This window comes from Shimazuella sp. NTD248, assembly GCF_059510395.1.
Genome location: NZ_JCAJZT010000004.1, coordinates 163,652 through 180,715, shown reverse-complemented (window position 1 = coordinate 180,715; position 17,064 = coordinate 163,652). Strand labels below are relative to the sequence as shown.

Annotated in this window: 19 protein-coding genes and 1 pseudogene; 8 read left to right on the top strand and 12 right to left on the bottom strand. The window is 39.9% G+C overall.

All coding sequences use genetic code 11. From position 1 onward, the window contains the following. Positions 1–3: 3 nt before the first annotated feature. Positions 4–978, top strand: a complete 975-nt coding sequence (locus tag AC5WOE_RS10500) for a CPBP family intramembrane glutamic endopeptidase (protein ID WP_496050142.1) — start codon at positions 4–6, stop codon at positions 976–978. A 54-nt stretch (positions 979–1,032) separates the two neighbouring features. Here the strand turns inward: AC5WOE_RS10500 and AC5WOE_RS10495 are convergent, their stop codons facing one another. Further along, positions 1,033–1,449, bottom strand: coding sequence for a thiol-disulfide oxidoreductase DCC family protein (locus tag AC5WOE_RS10495; RefSeq protein ID WP_496050141.1), 417 nt, complete (start codon positions 1,447–1,449; stop codon positions 1,033–1,035). Between the two features lie 164 nt (positions 1,450–1,613). Here AC5WOE_RS10495 and AC5WOE_RS10490 point away from each other — a divergent pair, with 164 nt between their 5' ends. Together AC5WOE_RS10490 and AC5WOE_RS10485 are read left to right on the top strand one after the other, a co-directional pair. Continuing rightward, the gene (locus AC5WOE_RS10490; RefSeq protein ID WP_496050140.1) at positions 1,614–2,219 is read left to right on the top strand and encodes a DUF5819 family protein; all 606 of its coding nucleotides are present in this window, start codon (positions 1,614–1,616) and stop codon (positions 2,217–2,219) included. Further along, on the top strand, positions 2,216–3,196 hold the full coding sequence (locus AC5WOE_RS10485) for an HTTM domain-containing protein (RefSeq protein ID WP_496050139.1): 981 nt from the start codon (positions 2,216–2,218) through the stop codon (positions 3,194–3,196). The genes AC5WOE_RS10490 and AC5WOE_RS10485 overlap by 4 nt, the downstream gene beginning before the upstream one ends. A gap of 331 nt (positions 3,197–3,527) precedes the next feature. Here AC5WOE_RS10485 and AC5WOE_RS10480 read toward each other — a convergent pair whose 3' ends face one another. Next, complete coding sequence (locus AC5WOE_RS10480; RefSeq protein WP_496052555.1) at positions 3,528–3,668, bottom strand: hypothetical protein; 141 nt, start codon at positions 3,666–3,668, stop codon at positions 3,528–3,530. A gap of 114 nt (positions 3,669–3,782) precedes the next feature. Continuing rightward, positions 3,783–4,709: a LysR family transcriptional regulator gene (locus tag AC5WOE_RS10475; protein WP_496050137.1), complete on the bottom strand. Its 927-nt coding sequence runs from the start codon at positions 4,707–4,709 to the stop codon at positions 3,783–3,785. A gap of 114 nt (positions 4,710–4,823) precedes the next feature. Here AC5WOE_RS10475 and AC5WOE_RS10470 point away from each other — a divergent pair, with 114 nt between their 5' ends. Then, positions 4,824–5,591, top strand: a complete 768-nt coding sequence (locus tag AC5WOE_RS10470) for a class I SAM-dependent methyltransferase (RefSeq protein ID WP_496050136.1) — start codon at positions 4,824–4,826, stop codon at positions 5,589–5,591. Between the two features lie 17 nt (positions 5,592–5,608). Here the strand turns inward: AC5WOE_RS10470 and AC5WOE_RS10465 are convergent, their stop codons facing one another. Further along, entirely contained in the window at positions 5,609–5,740 is a 132-nt protein-coding gene (locus AC5WOE_RS10465) for a hypothetical protein (protein ID WP_496050135.1), read from the bottom strand. A gap of 904 nt (positions 5,741–6,644) precedes the next feature. Here AC5WOE_RS10465 and AC5WOE_RS10460 point away from each other — a divergent pair. Then, positions 6,645–7,265: a DUF2269 domain-containing protein gene (locus AC5WOE_RS10460; protein ID WP_496050134.1), complete on the top strand. Its 621-nt coding sequence runs from the start codon at positions 6,645–6,647 to the stop codon at positions 7,263–7,265. A 611-nt stretch (positions 7,266–7,876) separates the two neighbouring features. Here AC5WOE_RS10460 and AC5WOE_RS10455 read toward each other — a convergent pair. Beyond that, positions 7,877–8,008, bottom strand: a pseudogene (locus AC5WOE_RS10455) (recombinase family protein); the annotation flags it as partial. Positions 8,009–8,358: 350 nt separating this feature from the next. Here AC5WOE_RS10455 and AC5WOE_RS10450 point away from each other — a divergent pair. Beyond that, a complete protein-coding gene (locus AC5WOE_RS10450) occupies positions 8,359–8,526 on the top strand; it encodes a hypothetical protein (protein WP_496050133.1) in 168 nt (55 codons plus the stop codon). 282 nt (positions 8,527–8,808) lie between these two features. Here the strand turns inward: AC5WOE_RS10450 and pabB are convergent, their stop codons facing one another. After that, on the bottom strand, positions 8,809–10,515 hold the full coding sequence (gene pabB, locus AC5WOE_RS10445; RefSeq protein WP_496050132.1) for an aminodeoxychorismate synthase component I: 1,707 nt from the start codon (positions 10,513–10,515) through the stop codon (positions 8,809–8,811). Positions 10,516–10,580: 65 nt separating this feature from the next. Continuing rightward, positions 10,581–10,784: a 50S ribosomal protein L31 gene (gene rpmE, locus AC5WOE_RS10440; RefSeq protein WP_496050131.1), complete on the bottom strand. Its 204-nt coding sequence runs from the start codon at positions 10,782–10,784 to the stop codon at positions 10,581–10,583. A 171-nt stretch (positions 10,785–10,955) separates the two neighbouring features. Here rpmE and AC5WOE_RS10435 point away from each other — a divergent pair, with 171 nt between their 5' ends. Continuing rightward, entirely contained in the window at positions 10,956–11,108 is a 153-nt protein-coding gene (locus tag AC5WOE_RS10435) for a hypothetical protein (protein ID WP_496050130.1), read from the top strand. Between the two features lie 48 nt (positions 11,109–11,156). On the opposite strand, the gene AC5WOE_RS10430 is transcribed toward AC5WOE_RS10435, so the two are convergent. After that, entirely contained in the window at positions 11,157–12,143 is a 987-nt protein-coding gene (locus AC5WOE_RS10430; protein ID WP_496050129.1) for a peptidoglycan DD-metalloendopeptidase family protein, read from the bottom strand. Between the two features lie 232 nt (positions 12,144–12,375). Here AC5WOE_RS10430 and AC5WOE_RS10425 point away from each other — a divergent pair, with 232 nt between their 5' ends. Further along, positions 12,376–12,717 carry a hypothetical protein gene (locus AC5WOE_RS10425; protein ID WP_496050128.1) on the top strand — a complete coding sequence of 114 codons (342 nt, stop codon included), beginning with the start codon at positions 12,376–12,378 and terminating at the stop codon, positions 12,715–12,717. Between the two features lie 58 nt (positions 12,718–12,775). Here AC5WOE_RS10425 and rho read toward each other — a convergent pair whose 3' ends face one another. From rho to fba, 4 genes are all read right to left on the bottom strand, one after another. After that, complete coding sequence (gene rho / locus AC5WOE_RS10420) at positions 12,776–14,044, bottom strand: transcription termination factor Rho (protein WP_496050127.1); 1,269 nt, start codon at positions 14,042–14,044, stop codon at positions 12,776–12,778. Positions 14,045–14,069: 25 nt separating this feature from the next. Next, a complete protein-coding gene (gene glpX / locus AC5WOE_RS10415; RefSeq protein WP_496050126.1) occupies positions 14,070–15,038 on the bottom strand; it encodes a class II fructose-bisphosphatase in 969 nt (322 codons plus the stop codon). Between the two features lie 225 nt (positions 15,039–15,263). After that, complete coding sequence (gene fsa / locus AC5WOE_RS10410) at positions 15,264–15,905, bottom strand: fructose-6-phosphate aldolase (RefSeq protein WP_496050125.1); 642 nt, start codon at positions 15,903–15,905, stop codon at positions 15,264–15,266. Between the two features lie 17 nt (positions 15,906–15,922). Continuing rightward, positions 15,923–16,777 carry a class II fructose-1,6-bisphosphate aldolase gene (gene fba / locus AC5WOE_RS10405; RefSeq protein WP_496050124.1) on the bottom strand — a complete coding sequence of 285 codons (855 nt, stop codon included), beginning with the start codon at positions 16,775–16,777 and terminating at the stop codon, positions 15,923–15,925. Between the last annotated feature and the right edge of the window lie 287 nt (positions 16,778–17,064).

The following is a 17,064-nucleotide window of genomic DNA, read 5'->3' as shown; positions in this document are numbered from 1 at the left end:
TTTGTGTTAGATATTGCATTGCAAGTCGCGCCTTTTTTACTTGTCTATTATTTTCTCCAGTTTGGAATCAAACACCGAGATACCCATCCTAAACTATATGAATGGATTACACGTATTATTTTTACGATTATCATCGCTGCATATGGGCTGGTGGCTATCTCCAATGCAACCGCACTTTTACATCTGGATCGCATCCATGAAAAGGATGTTTTGCAGTCTTTAGCACTATTCATCGTCTCTGTGGCTGCACTATTGGTCTTTATCCCGCCAATACGCAGACTGATCAGTCATTCGATATCGATAGAACCTGATAATGATGTACATACGATTTCCCTCAGTCTCAGTTTTATTGTCTTTCATGTTTATATTTTAACTGCTTTTTCCCTAGAACAGCTAATCCAAAATACAACCGAGGGAACAACCATAGCCAGCTTGTGGACTCAAGATATTTTGCTTGCTTTGATCGCATTATTTGGGGTCGGATGGCTCCAAAAACGAGGTACAAAAGAAACATTAGCTCGTCTTGGTCTTATCCGGCCAACTTGGAAAATGCTCTTTATAGGCATATCGTTTGCCATCGGCTTTGTCCTTGTGAACATTTTATTAGAACAAATAGCCAGCATCATAGGTTTTGGGATTGACCCAAATGTGGACAAAATCACCAATCAACAGTTAGGACCATTATTTGGAACGATACCTGGTATTTTAACATTAGGATTAGCTGCTGCATTAGGAGAAGAACTGATATTCCGTGGTGCGATGCTCCCAAAGTTTGGATTGATCTATACAAGTATTTTATTTACCTTGATCCATGCCAATTATGGATGGAGCGTCGCTACCCTCATCGTATTTATACTCGCCATTACTCTGGGGATACTTCGAAAACGTCACAGTACTACGCTCACGATGATCACTCATGCAAGTTATAACATTATATTAGGATTGATCGCTCTTTTGGGTTCACATCTTGCTCAGTAAGCGATTGAAAGAAACAAAGACTTAGATTCCTCATGAGAATCTAAGTCTTTTTCTTTATAGAAAACGTTGACGTATCTCAGGTGTAGGGATCATACAGCTTTCTTGCTGTCCAAACCAGCGATAGCGATTTTTGGCAAACCAGTGGTAAAATGAATCTCGAATAAATTTCGGCACGATTTGAAACACAGACAATACTTTCCACATACCTGTTAATTTTCGAAATATCTGCAAGATAGCAGTTGATTCCGTATATACTTTTCCATCTTGAACAAATACGATAGAATCTAGTGAGATTTTTTGATTATGAGCTTGTAAGATCTCCTGACCTTCCTCTGATTGTAGAGAGGCAAACTTAAAAATTCCTTTGGGGTCACGTTTGATAATAAACTTTACCCAGTTGTTACAAACATTACATACCCCATCAAATAGCACATATGTACCTGTCGCATCTATTTTTGTATCGGTTGACATAGGATGTCATCCCCTTTGAATTTGTCCATTATTTGAATTCCCGCATTCCTTACTTTTAAAACTAGCGGATTGCCTATACTTGACATATTCATTCTACTACTTCCTTTTGCAAATTTGTGTTATTTTTATATTACGCTATTTTAAGAAAAGGGAGAGAGAACTCCTTGTCACGAAAAATACTCGTTTTTACTACAAGTGCGATATTGTCGATCGTTTTATTGGTTCATTTTAGTTTTACTTTTATCTACTTATCCCCCGCAAATCCATTTAAAAGCAAACACTGGGATACGATAATTGGCTATATGAATCCGTTATTTACTCAAAATTGGAAACTATTTGCTCCTAATCCTGCAAGCCAGCAAGCTAACTTGGATATCCGTGTTCAGTACGTTGATAACCAAGGAGCTACAAGAGAAACGGACTGGAAAAGTATCACCTTACCTGTTATCAGAGAACTGCAATCCAATCGTTTTTCCACAAATGCTCGCTTCTCCGAATTTCAAAGTTCATTGATCAGTGACTTCGTATGGGGAGAAAAGGAAGATAAAGAAAGCGCTTTTCGTTCCATGCAGACTTATGTGAAATATGTACTAGACACGAAGAAATTTACAGTTCCCGGAACTATTAACAAAATACAGCTGCGTGCGGTGATTAACAAATTTCCTGACTATGCAAATAGGGACAAGCCTGATTCAGCAGGAAAAATCTATTATTACCCTAGCAACTGGTGGGAACCTTCCAGTGTAAATGCAGGAGGTGGTAAAACATGATCAACCGACTTATCAATTTTCTCACTACCAAACAATCTCTGATTGGATTGAGTTTGGTTCGCATTATATTCGGTGTTGCCATGTTGTATGAGCTGGCACTCAATATCCCCACTCGATTTCTGCTTTGGGGGCCAAATGGAATCGTTTCTTATGAAGCCTATCAAAAAATTACAGAAAGCAATAACATACATACCTTATTTGACTTGGGTCCTGACCTTTGGGTCGTGAACGCGGTCATCTTCGGTGGGATTGCTGTCAGCATACTCTATATCATCGGTTTCCAAACCCGTATTATGGGAGTCTTAATGGCCATCTTGATGTTCTCCATCTACACACGGGATTACAGTATTACCCACGGTGGAGACAATGTATTGCGACTCTTGCTCGTTTATTTGATCTTTGCCAAAACAAATGCGTATTTCTCTGTAGATGCATGGTGGAGAAAACGGCGTAAAAAGAAGGTCTTTGCCAAAATTCGCGACAATCAAGGTATCCGCGATTTTGTAGCCATCATTCATAACTTTGCATGGATTACTTGTGTGATTCAGCTCGTATTTATGTATTTTGCTTCTGGCAGCTATAAAATCATGGGCGAACTGTGGCAAAATGGTACAGCTCTCTACTATGCCAGCCGTGTGCAAGAATTCTACACTCCAGGGATAAATGATTTACTATGGAAATACGAACCGTTGTTAATTTTTTCAACCTATGCGACGACCATTTTCCAAGTAGCATTTCCATTTTTACTGCTCAATCGATATACCAAATACTTTGCCATCTTCTCCGCTTGTCTCCTCCATATCGGAATTGCGGTCTCCATGGGACTTGTGGATTTCTCTTGGGTGATGATCGGCTGTGAATGTATGTTGTTATTCGATAAAGATTACCGTCAACTAGCTGTCTGGTGGAAACGTATTTTTAGCAATAAAGAAACATTAGCTGATGCACCGTCAGAGGGAACTGTTGCAACTTCATAATAAAACTCCGTTTATCCTTTTGAGATAAACGGAGTTTTTAGTTATGCAATTTTTTATCTTCTTCTACCCAAGACATGGAAGCAACATCTTGACAACTCCACACAGCTAAAGCCGTTGGATTCTTGGGACGATAGCCTTATGACTATTTCATTACCAAGCTAACCCCGTATGCCCCACGGTTTACGAATATTGAATTCTTCCTTGCCGCGAACAACTTGGTTTTCGTTTGTTGCGACTAGACATATATCACCATGCGAATACTTGTTTGTAAAATTGCTTTTTTCAAAAGTTGGACTGGTAAAAAAATTTCCTTCACCTCCAACACTCGCTTTCATCCCACGATTAAAACCGTGGGTTTTCTCGCTCTCAATGCTATAATTCTTGCCCAAAAAGAGTGAGACGGCCACTGGTTCCAGCCCCAGTCTCCGACTCCTTTGGCCCATCGGCTGGCCTGGAGGTCCGTCGTAACCATAAACATACACCCTCCTTGGGGTGCTTTGGATGGGCCTCTCCCATCTTGTATTATTATATTAACACAATTCAATATAGTCAAAATATAATCTATCAACAGTTGTATATTTCTTCTTTACATACTCGTCTTCGTTTCATAAATATCCATAAAAGTTCGTGCAGCATGACTCAAATATCTATCTTCTTTATAGGCGAAAACCAACGTACGAGTCAGCTCCCTTTCTAGCAGAAAATATAACATATCTGTCCGCTCTCTTGTTACCATCAATGGAACAATCGTAACACCCAAGCCTGAAACTACAAACGATTGGGCTGTCTCCATATTACTCGTCAAAAAACTAACTCGTGGCTGAAAACCAGCTTCCGCACACAAATCCAATACGATACGACGAAAACCATACTCTGCTTTTAATAATATAAAAGGTGTTTCTTGGACATCTTTTATATTAATCTTTTTTGTTTGATACGCTTTTTTTCCAGCATGCTGCACCACATTACGTAATTTTTCCGACATCCAACTCTGTTCTTTTCTTGGCACCGCTAAAAAAAGCGGCTCTGTCACCATAGGTTGAGTAGTTATTTTTTCATTTTCTACAGGCAATGACAGAATTGCAAGGTCTACTTTTCCTTCGATGATCAACTGCTCTAATTTCGCTGGTGTATCCTCTACTAGCTTTACTTCAACTTGCGGGTATGTTTCCAAATACATTTGAATAAGCGGAGGCAAAACATAGCCTCCTGTGACAGCAGGAGTTCCTATGGTCAGGGTAGATCCAATCCCTTCTCTATGATCTTTCATCTCACGCAGAAGATCATCATGAGCTTGCACGATCCTCTCTGCCCGCTTCATAAACTGGAGTCCTTCGGAAGTAGGCTCTACTTCATTTCTTGTCCGATAAAACAAAGTTACTCCTATTTCTTTCTCCAACTTTCCAATTTGCTGACTGAGTGAGGGTTGTGCAATATGCAGGCAGTGTGCCGCTTTGGTAAAACTTTTTTGTCGATATATTTCTAATGCATAACGTAAAACGCGCATTTCCATGCTGACCATCTCCATAGGTAAAAACTATGGTATTGATTATATCTATATCTTCGACTTATGAACAATCTTCTTATAAAATAAGGAAAAATGATCCATTGCATAGGAGGAAATAGGATGACATCCGCTTCTGAACAATTTGCAAAAAATCCTGAGCAATATCGAGATGATAAAGTATTTGCAGCAGGGAAAGATTTAGAAAAAATGAAACATGCTGTTGGCATTCCCCGTATTCAAACACTGTTAGACATCGGAGCAGGAGCAGGACACACTGCAATAGCCTTTGCCGATATTGCCATGCAATGTATAGGGGTTGATGTTACTCCTGAAATGGTAAACGTTGCGAATCAATTTGCCAAAGATAAAGGAGTAGAAAATGTACACTTTCAAGTGGGAGATGTGGAGTCACTTCCCTTTGCAAATGAAACGTTTTGTGTTGTCACCTGCCGGCTTGCCGCTCATCATTTTCCCAGCATTGAAAAAGCAATGAAGGAAATCAGTCGAGTATTAAAACCAGGTGGAGTATTTCTGCTAGTAGATCACTATGCACCAAATGATCAAGAACTGGATCAATTTGTGAATGAAGTCGATCAGACACGTGATCCTTCTCATGTTAGAGAATATTCCTTGGCAGAATGGAGGGATTTCTTTCGAAAAAATGAGCTGACCTATGAAGAAATCGCTAAATGGGCTATTCCACTTCATTATGATACTTGGGTAGCCCGTTCTGCTACACCAGAAGCAGCAAAACATAAGTTGCAGCATTTATTTCAATCCGCATCAACCTCAGCAAAAGATACTTTTTCTATTACCTATAAAACTGATGGGGCAGTTGATACTTTCTGTTTAAAATCGATTTTAGTTCGTGGTGTGAAAAAAAAATAAAATGAAAAAGAAGACGATCAGGTTAAGACAATCGCAGCTTCTCCACCGATGTCCCGTCCTCTGGCGGTGACCCTCAGACTGGAGACGACGATTTCTGAGCTGAAAAGGCTGGATGCTATCACGAGTATCCAGCCCAACTTTTTATTCACATCTTTTAGTTCCAATCTCTTGCAATGATTACTTTTTTACATTTTAGATCCTTGTTATATGAAATAACTGATGTTTCTCTACAAAATCAAATACATATGTTAAACTCCAAAGGTTAATAATTCAATATTTTTAATATTATTTTTTCATTTATGTGATTTATATTAACCTTATTTAGAATCATATACAGAAGTGGTAAAAGAAATCCACTCACAACTTACCGGGAGTAAGAGGCCCAGTGACAGGGTTGCTGCTATAATCAGTCAGATAAATTCCAATTACTGTAATGTTATGAACTCTGTTACTGGGCCTCATTGAATAGCTAGTGGTCGACGATCAGACCTTTGATACGATTTACTACTCAGCTGATGAAAAACCTTGATCTTCCATCATTTTCATAGGGTCATCATGTGTAATGGTAAAGACCATTTTTATGGAATCCTCTTTTAGATGTAGGATATAAAAAGAATCATGTACGAGATCAAAAGTTTGACCATTCTCTCTTTCTATTCTTATAAAGGCGTATGATTCATTTGTCAACTGGATAAATGAATCTTGGAGCAAGTCTGTCCATCGGCCAAACTTTCAATGACATCGAGGCTTCCAAGATGGGCGTTGAGGTGGACAATCTCCAGCTTTAAGGGGTATTTCCACGGCAGAACCCATGCCCATCAAGTTAAAATTCCTCAAACTGAAAAAAACGCTATTCTTCCTTTAGGAAAAAAAAAATAGAAGAGATGGCGTGTTTTCTGTGAAGAGAACCCTCAAAGAAAAGCTTCATTTATTTTCACAGGTATTGCAAAAATATCTTTCTCGACATTGCTGACAGGAGGTGTCAGTAATGTTTTCTTATAATGGAATTATTAATTCATTAGATACCAAAAAACTAGTACTGGAGCGAGTGGGATGGCTGAATTATTAATGAGTCTTATTTGGACATTATTGTCTGTAATTATTTTGACGGTACCAATCTTGATTCTTGGAAGAAAAAAATTAATTAAAATCAATGCAAAACAAAAAAGATGGTGGGTTTTTTTTCATGTCCTTTTTGTAATTATGTATTTCACAGGTGTTTTGGGAATTTTGTTTTTGACGATTATTACAACGAGTGCAAATGACCGTGAATTTATTTATGCAGCTCACTATTTCATGGAGTCATTTGATTGGTTTCTAATTATTCCTGGTGCACTTGGGAGTTTGACGACAGGGATTTGGTTAGCTATCGGAACATGGGGTTTGACGACCTATTACTGGGTAATAATCAAATGGGTAGGTAATCTAACAACTATCCTATTTGGTAGTACTTTTATAGGTTCTTGGATTCATAAATCCTTAATGATGCTCTCTAAAAAGGGGATTCATCCCGCACAAAATCCTGACTATCTCGAAAGTCAGAAGATGATATTTACTGGAATCATAATTGTGTTTGGAATTTTACTTTTCATAACTGCTGCTACTTACTTAAAACCTTGGGGAAAAAGACTAAAGTATAGAAATAAAAAGAATGCGATACACGCTGAAATATAGGAGGGATTGGGATCGATTCATTACTTTTACACCCAGTGACAGGGTTCCTGCTGCGATCAGTCACATAGGTTCCATTTAATGGAATCCTTATTTATTTCGGGGGGATGGGAAAAAATGCGGGATTTACCCGGGTTCCATTATATGGTTACGTTACCCCTCAGGCGCCTGATGCTGGTTCTACCCTTAAATCAGTACCTTACTCATTTATGGAAGTGTTTTTACCAAATGAATGGGCCCAGTGATGGATGAAAGACCCTCTAGGACGCCTACAGTTAATACCGATATCCCCATTCTCTTTTATTAGAATGTGCTGATATGTTTCATCAAAAGGTTTTTCCAGATTGTTATATTCATATTCATCATCATCCTCCAATTGAATTTGATATTTAACATAGATGTCTTAGTCATATAAAAGATGATAGTGATATACTTCATTACCCTCGCCAAGACAAAAAAACAAATCACTGCTAAACTTTTGTTTTAAATAATTACTCGCTTCTTGATGGGAATGAAACAGAGGTGAATTTCTTAACCATTCTTATATAATTTTTTCAATGTTGTATCCACTCCATTTTTTTGTTATTCAAAACGGTGACTTTGTTCAATATCCATTATGAAACCTCCAACATATCACCTTGTGCGTTTTCAAATTCCTTGAGGATTTTATAAAAAGTGTTTTTCTTTAAATTTAGAAGCTTCATAAACTAAACACCAGTTATTTCCTGCGATTTCCACCGTTTATAATTGTCCTGTAAAATCTTTTTTTGCGTCAGGGAGACCATATCTGGCACGGTAGGCCATGCATAAGGAGCAGAGCCCGAAGCCTCCGGAGGCAGAAGAAGGTGTCACACACCGCGGGTAGCTGAGAAATCTCGGTAAATAAGGTTACGCGGGGTGCAAACTATCGCACAACCCCCGATATAATCAACACTTATTTAGGATAAATCATAATAATAAAGAGAAAACCCATGGATTACTGAAATCGCCTATCTATATTCAAAACCAGAAGATTGAAATGTATAATACTTTTATATAAAATATGGATTGGGAGTGGTAAACGGAATCCACTCACAACCGACTGGGAGCTGTAAAAATGTCTATCGAAGACAAGAACACAGCAAACTGGTATTCGGCGGCTGTCGCAGGCAACTCGTCGCTGGAACCTCAGGTGAGGCAGGACGTGGCAAATGCCCCCGCCGAGATCGCCAAGCAGGAGGGCAAGGAGCCCCCGGCTGAAGACGGCAGTACCACCCGCTCCTAATAAAGCGGGATCTCAGTAAAAAAAGTTGTGCGGTGTAGAAACACCGCACAACCCCGATTTACAATACGCTTCTTTGTTTATAGAAGTTCTATATAAATTGCATATTAATTTTCAACTTAAATAAAATAGCAAATTTCAATTATGATTACATTTAGTTCTATAAAAAGAGGAGGCCACATTATATGGCCTTTTTTTCTTGTTAATTTCTTAATTAAAATTAAAGTGATCTCCTATTTCAAGAACTCCATTCATATATGAATAAAAAATTAAAAATCATAGTCTTTACTTACCATAAACTAATTTCACCTTTATCCAACCACGAACACTATTAACTAACCAAATACAACTAGCCCGCTCTAAATCCTCTCGATACATAACTCTCTCTTCCACTTCACCAGATTCCAGCAAACTCGCCCGCATTACCCCTGCCAAAAGCCCAGCATCTCGGTATGGTGTTACCAATTTTCCATCTAACTCTAGTACTACATTTCCAATCGTAAACTCGGTGAGTTCTCCTCTTTCGTTCCACAGCAAGGTATCAAAATAGCCAGCTGCTTTTTGTTCCTCATACATCTTCCTATTGGTTGTTTTATGATAGAGAAATATATTCTGACTAGAAATAGGAGTTTTTGCTAGTGTTGTGAGGACAGGCTGTGCGATGTCCTGTAATGCTTCTGCTTGTACTTCTATTTCTCCCTCAGATGAAACGAGCAGACGTACTTTGTATACTCCAGCTGGGTTTTTGCTGGACACCAAAGCCAATTGTGACCTTATTTCTTCTTCTGGAAAAGCGTAAGCAAAGTAATTTGCACTTTCGGACATGCGACTCAAATGCTTCTCCAATAAGGGATATATCCCATTTTTCAAACAAATGCTTTCCAGTAACTGATGGGTATATGGTTTTGACGCTAATATTTTCGCTTTGGTGATGACCTCTTCATACTCCCCGCCACTTGTGGAATCCCAAGTGATCCCGCCACCTACTCCATAGGTCGCTTTGCTTCGCTTCTGATCAATGAAAACTGTGCGGATACCCACATTAAAAACTGCCTCTGCCCCTGGCTTCAGATATCCGATCGTCCCACAGTATACTTCCCTTGGAGACTGCTCCAAAGAAGTGATCAGCTCCATTGTTTTTCTTTTGGGTGCACCTGTGATCGAGCCGCAAGGGAAGAGTGCTGTAAATATATCTGTTAACGTTGTGGCGGGTGGCGTTTTTGCTTTAATGGTAGATGTCATTGTCCAGAGAGTAGGATATCGTTCGACTGTAAATAGATCAGGAACATGAACGGTTCCGGGCACTGCAATCTTGCCCAGATCATTTCGCAGCAAATCCACGATCATCAAGTTTTCCGCGCGGTCTTTTGCAGATGCTAGCAGCTGTTTTGCCCGAAGTTCATCTTCTTGTTGATAACGCCCTCTCTTTGCTGTTCCTTTCATCGGGCGAGTGATCAACTGGTCTTGTTCCCAGCGGAAAAAGAGCTCTGGAGACGCAGATAATATTTGATAATCTCCAGTATCCAAATAGGCATTATACCCGGATTGTAACCTCGCTAAGTGCCTATAATACCCCCATGCATCTCCGTGGAACTCAGCCTGCATCCGAATGGAGTGATTTACTTGATAAGTATCTCCTCTTGCGATGGCAGCATGTATCGTCTGAATCGCTTGCTGATATGTTTCCTGCGAACAGTCAGGCTTCCATTTGCCTACTTGGTAATCTTCAAGTTCATTTTTTGTCCTATGATCAGGTTCTCGGAAGACAGCAAACCATGCTAGTGGTAATTTATTATCTTTATTCACCATAAGCTTTGGATCAAAAGCAGGGCCGGCCTCATAGGAAACAAACCCAACTGCATAAAACCCTTTTCTCCATAAATATTCTACTTTTTCAAGCAGAGGCTTCACATGATCCAAACTTTTTGCAACCAATATCTCTTCCACTTGATTTGTATGTAAATGAAAATCTTTAAAATCAATTGCAATCATACTCGAAAACCCCTTGCTCTAATTTTTTCCATAAAAAAAAGCAAGCAGTGTATGCTTGCCTACGATTAATCGATTTTGTATTTCTTTTTAAAACGATCTACACGTCCACCAGCGTTAGCTGTTCTTTGTTTACCGGTATAGAAAGGATGACATTTGGAACAAACATCAACTTTCAACTCATCCACAGTAGAACCAGTTTCAAAAGTAGTTCCGCATGACATGCAAGTTACTTTTGCCGTTTTATAATTTGGGTGTATTGCTGCTTTCATCTATTGTCACCTCATTTCAATCGATCCGTATAAATCCACTGGAGTATTATAGCATGTTAAACTTTAAGCTGCAAGGAACGGCGATGTGGATGCCAATTTTTACTTGAGCGAGAGAACGAACTCATTTTACAATGAAAGAGAAATAATATTATCAAAGGAAGGAGAAAAAACATGTCAGAAAATGAACCTCTCCAAACAGATAAAACCAAAGAAGAAAAGGGTTTCTGGGCTTCTTTAAGTGTGACAGACTACTTAGAGCTGGCAGCATATGTCTTCATCGCTTTTTGCTTTATAATGGGCATTATTGAGTATTTTACATCCTAACACCAAAAAAGAGACACTTTCCCTTAGGAAAATGTCTCTTTTATATACCTATCTTAATACTCGAAGAGGATTGATCACTTCACCATTTTTATGTACTTCAAAATGCAAGTGATATCCTGTAGCATTGCCGGTCTCTCCCATGTAACCAAGTCTTTGGCCAGTATCCAAATACTCTCCTATACTGACAGAGATGCGGCTAAGATGTGCATAGAGGGTAACCCATCCTCCACCGTGATCAATCATTACCATATTGCCATAACCGTTGTGATATCCTGCCTGGATTACTTTCCCACTGAGTGAAACACTGATTGGCTGCTTCGACTTCTTAGAGCTCCAAATATCAAGACCTTTATGCATCCTGCCATGCCGCCAGCCAAAATTACTGGTTATCATCCCTGAAACAGGCCATTGAAACTGGAAACTTCCAACAGAAACCTTGTCGCGCTTGCTAACCACCACTACTTTATGTTTCGTTTTTATTTTCGGCTCTTTGGGGGTTGGTTGAGGAACTGGTACTGGAACTTTTTCTTTTTCAACAATGAAAACTTTCTGTCCAGTATCCAATGGATTTAACAAATTTACCTTTGGATTTAATTTGAAAAACAATTGCAAAGACATTCGATTTCGCTGGCAAAGTTGATAAACCATTTCCCCGCCTTTGGAAGTATACTCCTTAACAGCTAATGGAATTTTTAATTTTGTTCCTGCTTTCAGTTTGTTTGGATTGGCAATGTTGTTCAACACAGCTAATTCTTGATAGGGAACTCCATACCGAAGTCCTATCGCATACAACGAATCCCCTTTGTTTACCTCATATGTGATCTTATTTCCTATGGAGATGGTCAGTTGCTTTCCTGATTGATAAAGAGTCTCCTTCGCATCAAGTGCAGCAATTCTCCCTTCTGATTTGCTCGCTGTTAGAAGTCCTGCCACAATCGGATGGGAATCTGTGTTACCAGCCCAAGCTACAGCAGTAGCAGCCGAAACTGTACATACACCGATACTCGAGGCTAGGAGCGTCTTCTTACCAGACATCACAACACCTCATATCCATGATATTGGGTACCCATGACTCCAATTTATGCAGGGTACCCACAACATATGAAAGTTTTTGGTAGAAATATCTATGTTCAACTAGAGACAAGCGTGGAGAAAAACGGCGTTAGCCCTTTCCTGCCCCTATTTCCGTTAAACTTAGGCCTTTGTCCAAACAATTAGTCACTTATCTGAATAACTAGTTAGGGAACCAAAAATGGGAGGGCTATATATGGATTATTTTGATGATTATTTCAACGCATTTGACAATGATTTTGATGATGATTTTGAAGAGGACTTCGATACGTTTGAATATGACCCAGAGTTAGCACAACAGTACCCACAAGATCAGTTTCGCAGAGATCAATTTGGCGGAGGCTATGGACCAGATCGTTTTCGTCGCGTCGCTAACCCTGTAAGAAACCAAGTGCGCTGTTGTGTGTACCGTCATCGTAGCTCTGGCAGAACAAGAAGAGTATGTCAGCACAGAGGAAGACGCTGTACAAATACACTAGGGAAAAATTGGGTACTTATCGATTCCTTCACCACAAACAATTGTAATCGCTGTATCTAATGACAAACCCCTTGTTCTATCTGTCTCAAGAGGAGAAGAACAGGGGGTATGTTATCGATTAATGGGCTTTTTTGCGTTCGGCAGGACGGGATTCTAGTGAGGCTAGAAACTCTTGATTATTTTTGCTGTTTTTCAGTTTGCGAAGAAATGCATCCGTAAAATCGTGGTTATCACTCATTCCTTTTCGGATCGACCACAGCTTATCCAACTCTTCTTTCGTAAGGAGTAAGTCTTCGCGTCTGGTACCGGATTTGCGAATATCAATAGCAGGATAGATACGGCGTTCCGCCAATTTGCGATCAAGATGGAGTTCTAAATTACCAGTTCCTTTAAATTCCTCATAAATAACATCATCCATTCGAGATCCTGTATCGACTAGTGCCGTAGCAAGAATCGTGAGGCTGCCGCCTTCTTCGATATTTCTAGCTGCTCCAAAAAATCTTTTTGGCCGATGGAATGCCGCAGGATCAATACCACCAGACAACGTTCTTCCGCTCGGGGGAATAACTAAGTTGTAGGCACGAGCTAAACGTGTGATACTATCTAACAAAATCACAACATCTCGTTTGTGTTCTACCAAACGCTGAGCACGTTCTAGTACTAGTTCTGCTACTTTGATATGATTTTCTGGCAATTCATCAAAAGTAGAACTGACTACTTCACCTTTCACAGATCGTTGCATGTCTGTTACTTCCTCTGGGCGTTCATCAATCAGCAACACAAACAATTCAATATCAGGACGATTTTCTGAAATGCTATTGGCTATCTCTTTTAATAACATGGTTTTCCCAGCTTTTGGCTGAGCTACAATCAAACCACGTTGGCCTAAGCCTACGGGAGCAATCAAGTCCATGATTCGAGTGGAAGTTTTGTGTGGTTCTGTTTCCAGTAGTAGTCGCTCTTGTGGATATAATGGGGTAAGTCCAGCAAAGTGAAGTCTCTCTCCAGCGGTTTCAGGGTCTGCACCATTTACAGCTTCTACATGCAGCAATCCATAATACCGCTCATTTTCTTTTGGAGGTCTTACTTTACCAGAAACCAAATCTCCTGCACGCAGGTCAAAACGGCGAATCTGCGAAGCAGAGATATAAATATCTTCAGAGGAAGGAAGAAAATTGATAGGACGAAGGAAACCATATCCTTCTGACAAAATGTCCAGTACACCTTCCATAAAGAAAAATCCATCTTTTTCTGCATTTGCTTTCAAGATTGAAAAAATAAGTTCTTTCTTTTTCATTTGGCCGTAATAAGGGATTTGATAATGCTTGGCCAGTTTGTAAAGCTCGGTGAGCTTTTTGTTTTCCAATTCACTTATTGTGTAATCCAATTTAGTTTCACCACTTTTTCGCAGCTTAGGTCTCTAATACCAAATTCGGTTTCTTTTCTAATCGATGAGTGCCATCAATAAATCTTACAGTTCCTGTCTTTGCTCGCATAACCAATGATTGCGTTGTTGCGATATTTCCTTTATAACGAACACCTTTTAATAATTCTCCATCTGTCACACCAGTAGCGGCGAAAATTGCGTCGTCGCCTTTCACTAAATCCTCCATCCGAAGAATGCGTGATGGGTCTGTGATGCCCATTTCGATACAACGTTGTCTTTGTGCTTCATCTTCTGGCAACAGTCTGCCTTGGAAGTCCCCGCCGAGACATTTCAGTGCCACAGCAGCTAAAACACCTTCAGGTGCACCACCAGAACCAAATAAAATGTCGACTCCAGTGTCTGGAAAACCTGTATTGATTGCTGCTGCAACATCTCCATCAGTAATCAATTTAATTCTCGCACCGGCTTTGCGAATATCTTCGATCAATTTCGCATGACGCGGACGATTTAACAACGCAGCCACTAAATCCTCTACATCTTTCCCATTTGCTTTTGCTACAGCTTTCAAATTATCTTCAACAGGAGCATCCAAGTCTACCTTGCCTACTGCATTTGGTCCAACGGCGATCTTGTCCATATACATATCAGGAGCATGCAAGAGACATCCTTGATCCGCAATCGCAATGATAGCTAGTGCATTCCAAGCACCACTAGCGACAATATTGGTTCCTTCTAATGGATCAACAGCTACATCCACTTTAGGCTCTAATCCTGTCCCTAGTTTTTCCCCGATATAGAGCATCGGAGCTTCATCCATCTCACCTTCTCCGATCACAACTGTACCGTGCATATGAATCGTATCGAACACTTTTCTCATCGCAGTAGTAGCTGCATCATCAGCTTCCATTTTTTTACCGAAACCCATCCATCTACCAGAAGCAATGGCTGCTGCTTCCGTTACTCGTACAAGCTCTATTGATAAACTTCGTTCCATAGCTTCAACCCCTTCTTCTTATGTAAGGTAACACATGCGGCGTGAATTTGGAATAATGGACTTGAGAAATTATAAAGAAAACTTACTTTTTTTGAGAGAGGTGTGAGGAGAACATAGTGGGCAAAGAAGTTTTTTTCACTTCCAATTTTCTTAGAAAACCCCATTTTTTCTGTCAGTTTTAAAAAGAATGGGCCTGACACAAAAGTGTGTCAGGGCCTATCGAAATTATTTTCGGCTTTTCCAATCAGATTCAAACTTCTCAATACCTTGAGTTGTCAAAGGATGTTGCACTAACGTTTTCACAACATTATAAGGCATTGTTGCAATATGTGCACCTGCCATAGCAGCTTGTGTTACATGGATAGGGTTACGGATACTTGCTGCAATAATTTGGGTTGGCAGGTTATGAATACGGAACAAATCTGCTACCTGCTCAATGAGATAAATCCCTTCTTCCCCGATATCATCCAGACGACCAACAAATGGGCTGACATAAGTTGCCCCTGCACGTGCTGCAATGAGCGCTTGGTTAACGGAGAAAACCAGGGTAACGTTGGTTTTGATGCCTTTTTTGGAGAAGTGATTTACAGCTTTCAGACCTTCCCAGGTCATAGGACACTTAATGGTGATCTGTGGAGCAATAGCGGCTAGCCGCTCCCCTTCTTCGATCATTCCATCTGCGTTAGGGCTCATAACTTCAGCACTTATGGAACCATCAACTAATGTAATCAGTTCTTTAAGAACATCTTCAAAAACACGGCCGGATTTTACGATTAAGGATGGGTTGGTAGTAACCCCTGCAACAACACCTAAAGGTACAACTTCTTTTACTTCATCGACATGCGCAGTATCTAAAAAGATTTTCATGAAAACAGATCCTTTCTTTATGCTTTGTGAGAACTGCCGAACAACCTCATTTTTCCTCTGACCACTTCCTTGATCGCTTCACGCGCTGGACCTAAATATTTACGAGGATCAATGAGGTCAGATTTAGAAGAGAGTAGTTCACGAACCACTTTTGCACTAGCTACTTGATTTTCCGTGTTGACATTAATTTTAGCAGCACCATAAGAAATCGCTTTCTGTATCGATTCATCAGGAACACCAGAACCACCATGCAATACGATTGGCGCTTCGATCGATTTGCTTACTTCATCGATAATATGGAAGTGTATTTTTGGCTCACCCTTATACATACCATGTGCAGTCCCTACAGCAATCGCCATCGCATCTACACGAGTCTCTTGCCAAAAACGAATAGCGTCTGCTGAATTGGCCAAAGATGCATCTTCTTCTGCTACATCAAGATCATCTTCAACACCGCCAATTGTTCCTAGTTCACCTTCTACAGAAATACCAACAGCATGTGCAGCCGCTACTACTTGCTTTGTCAAGCGGATGTTTTCTTCCAACGGATAATGAGAACCATCAAACATAACAGAAGAAAATCCCTCGCGAATACACTGCATCACTACTTCAAAGCTACTCCCATGATCCAAATGAAGTGCTACTGGTACACCAGACTCTTCTGCCGCAATACGGGCTAAAGCAACTACATTCTTTATTCCCATGTATCGAATAGCACCTTCACTTGCACCAAATATAAACGGAGATTGTTCTTCTTTAGCAGCTTCCGCAATCGCTTGAACAAATTCCAAGTTATTCATATTAAACTGACCTACGGCAAACTTCTCATTCTTTGCTCTAGGTAAGAACTCATTCATAGAGACAAGTGGCATTCTCATTACCCCTTTTATTATATGTAATCAGCAAAAAGCCAACCCCCAAAGGTCGGCCAGGCTTTCTTATATATTAGTACAATGACACAGTTTGGTCAAAGTTTTAGGGCATCCTTTATTTTTTTGTAGGGAAAAATTGGATTGACCGGAGCACTTACCAGCTGTTCAATTGACACCAAGAGGCTGGATTTCCCAGCAATTCCCCTTTTATTCTCACGTTTTTATCCTTGTACTTTTCATCCATTACACTTTTGATAAATTTCCACAAATTCACATCATTTTATGTA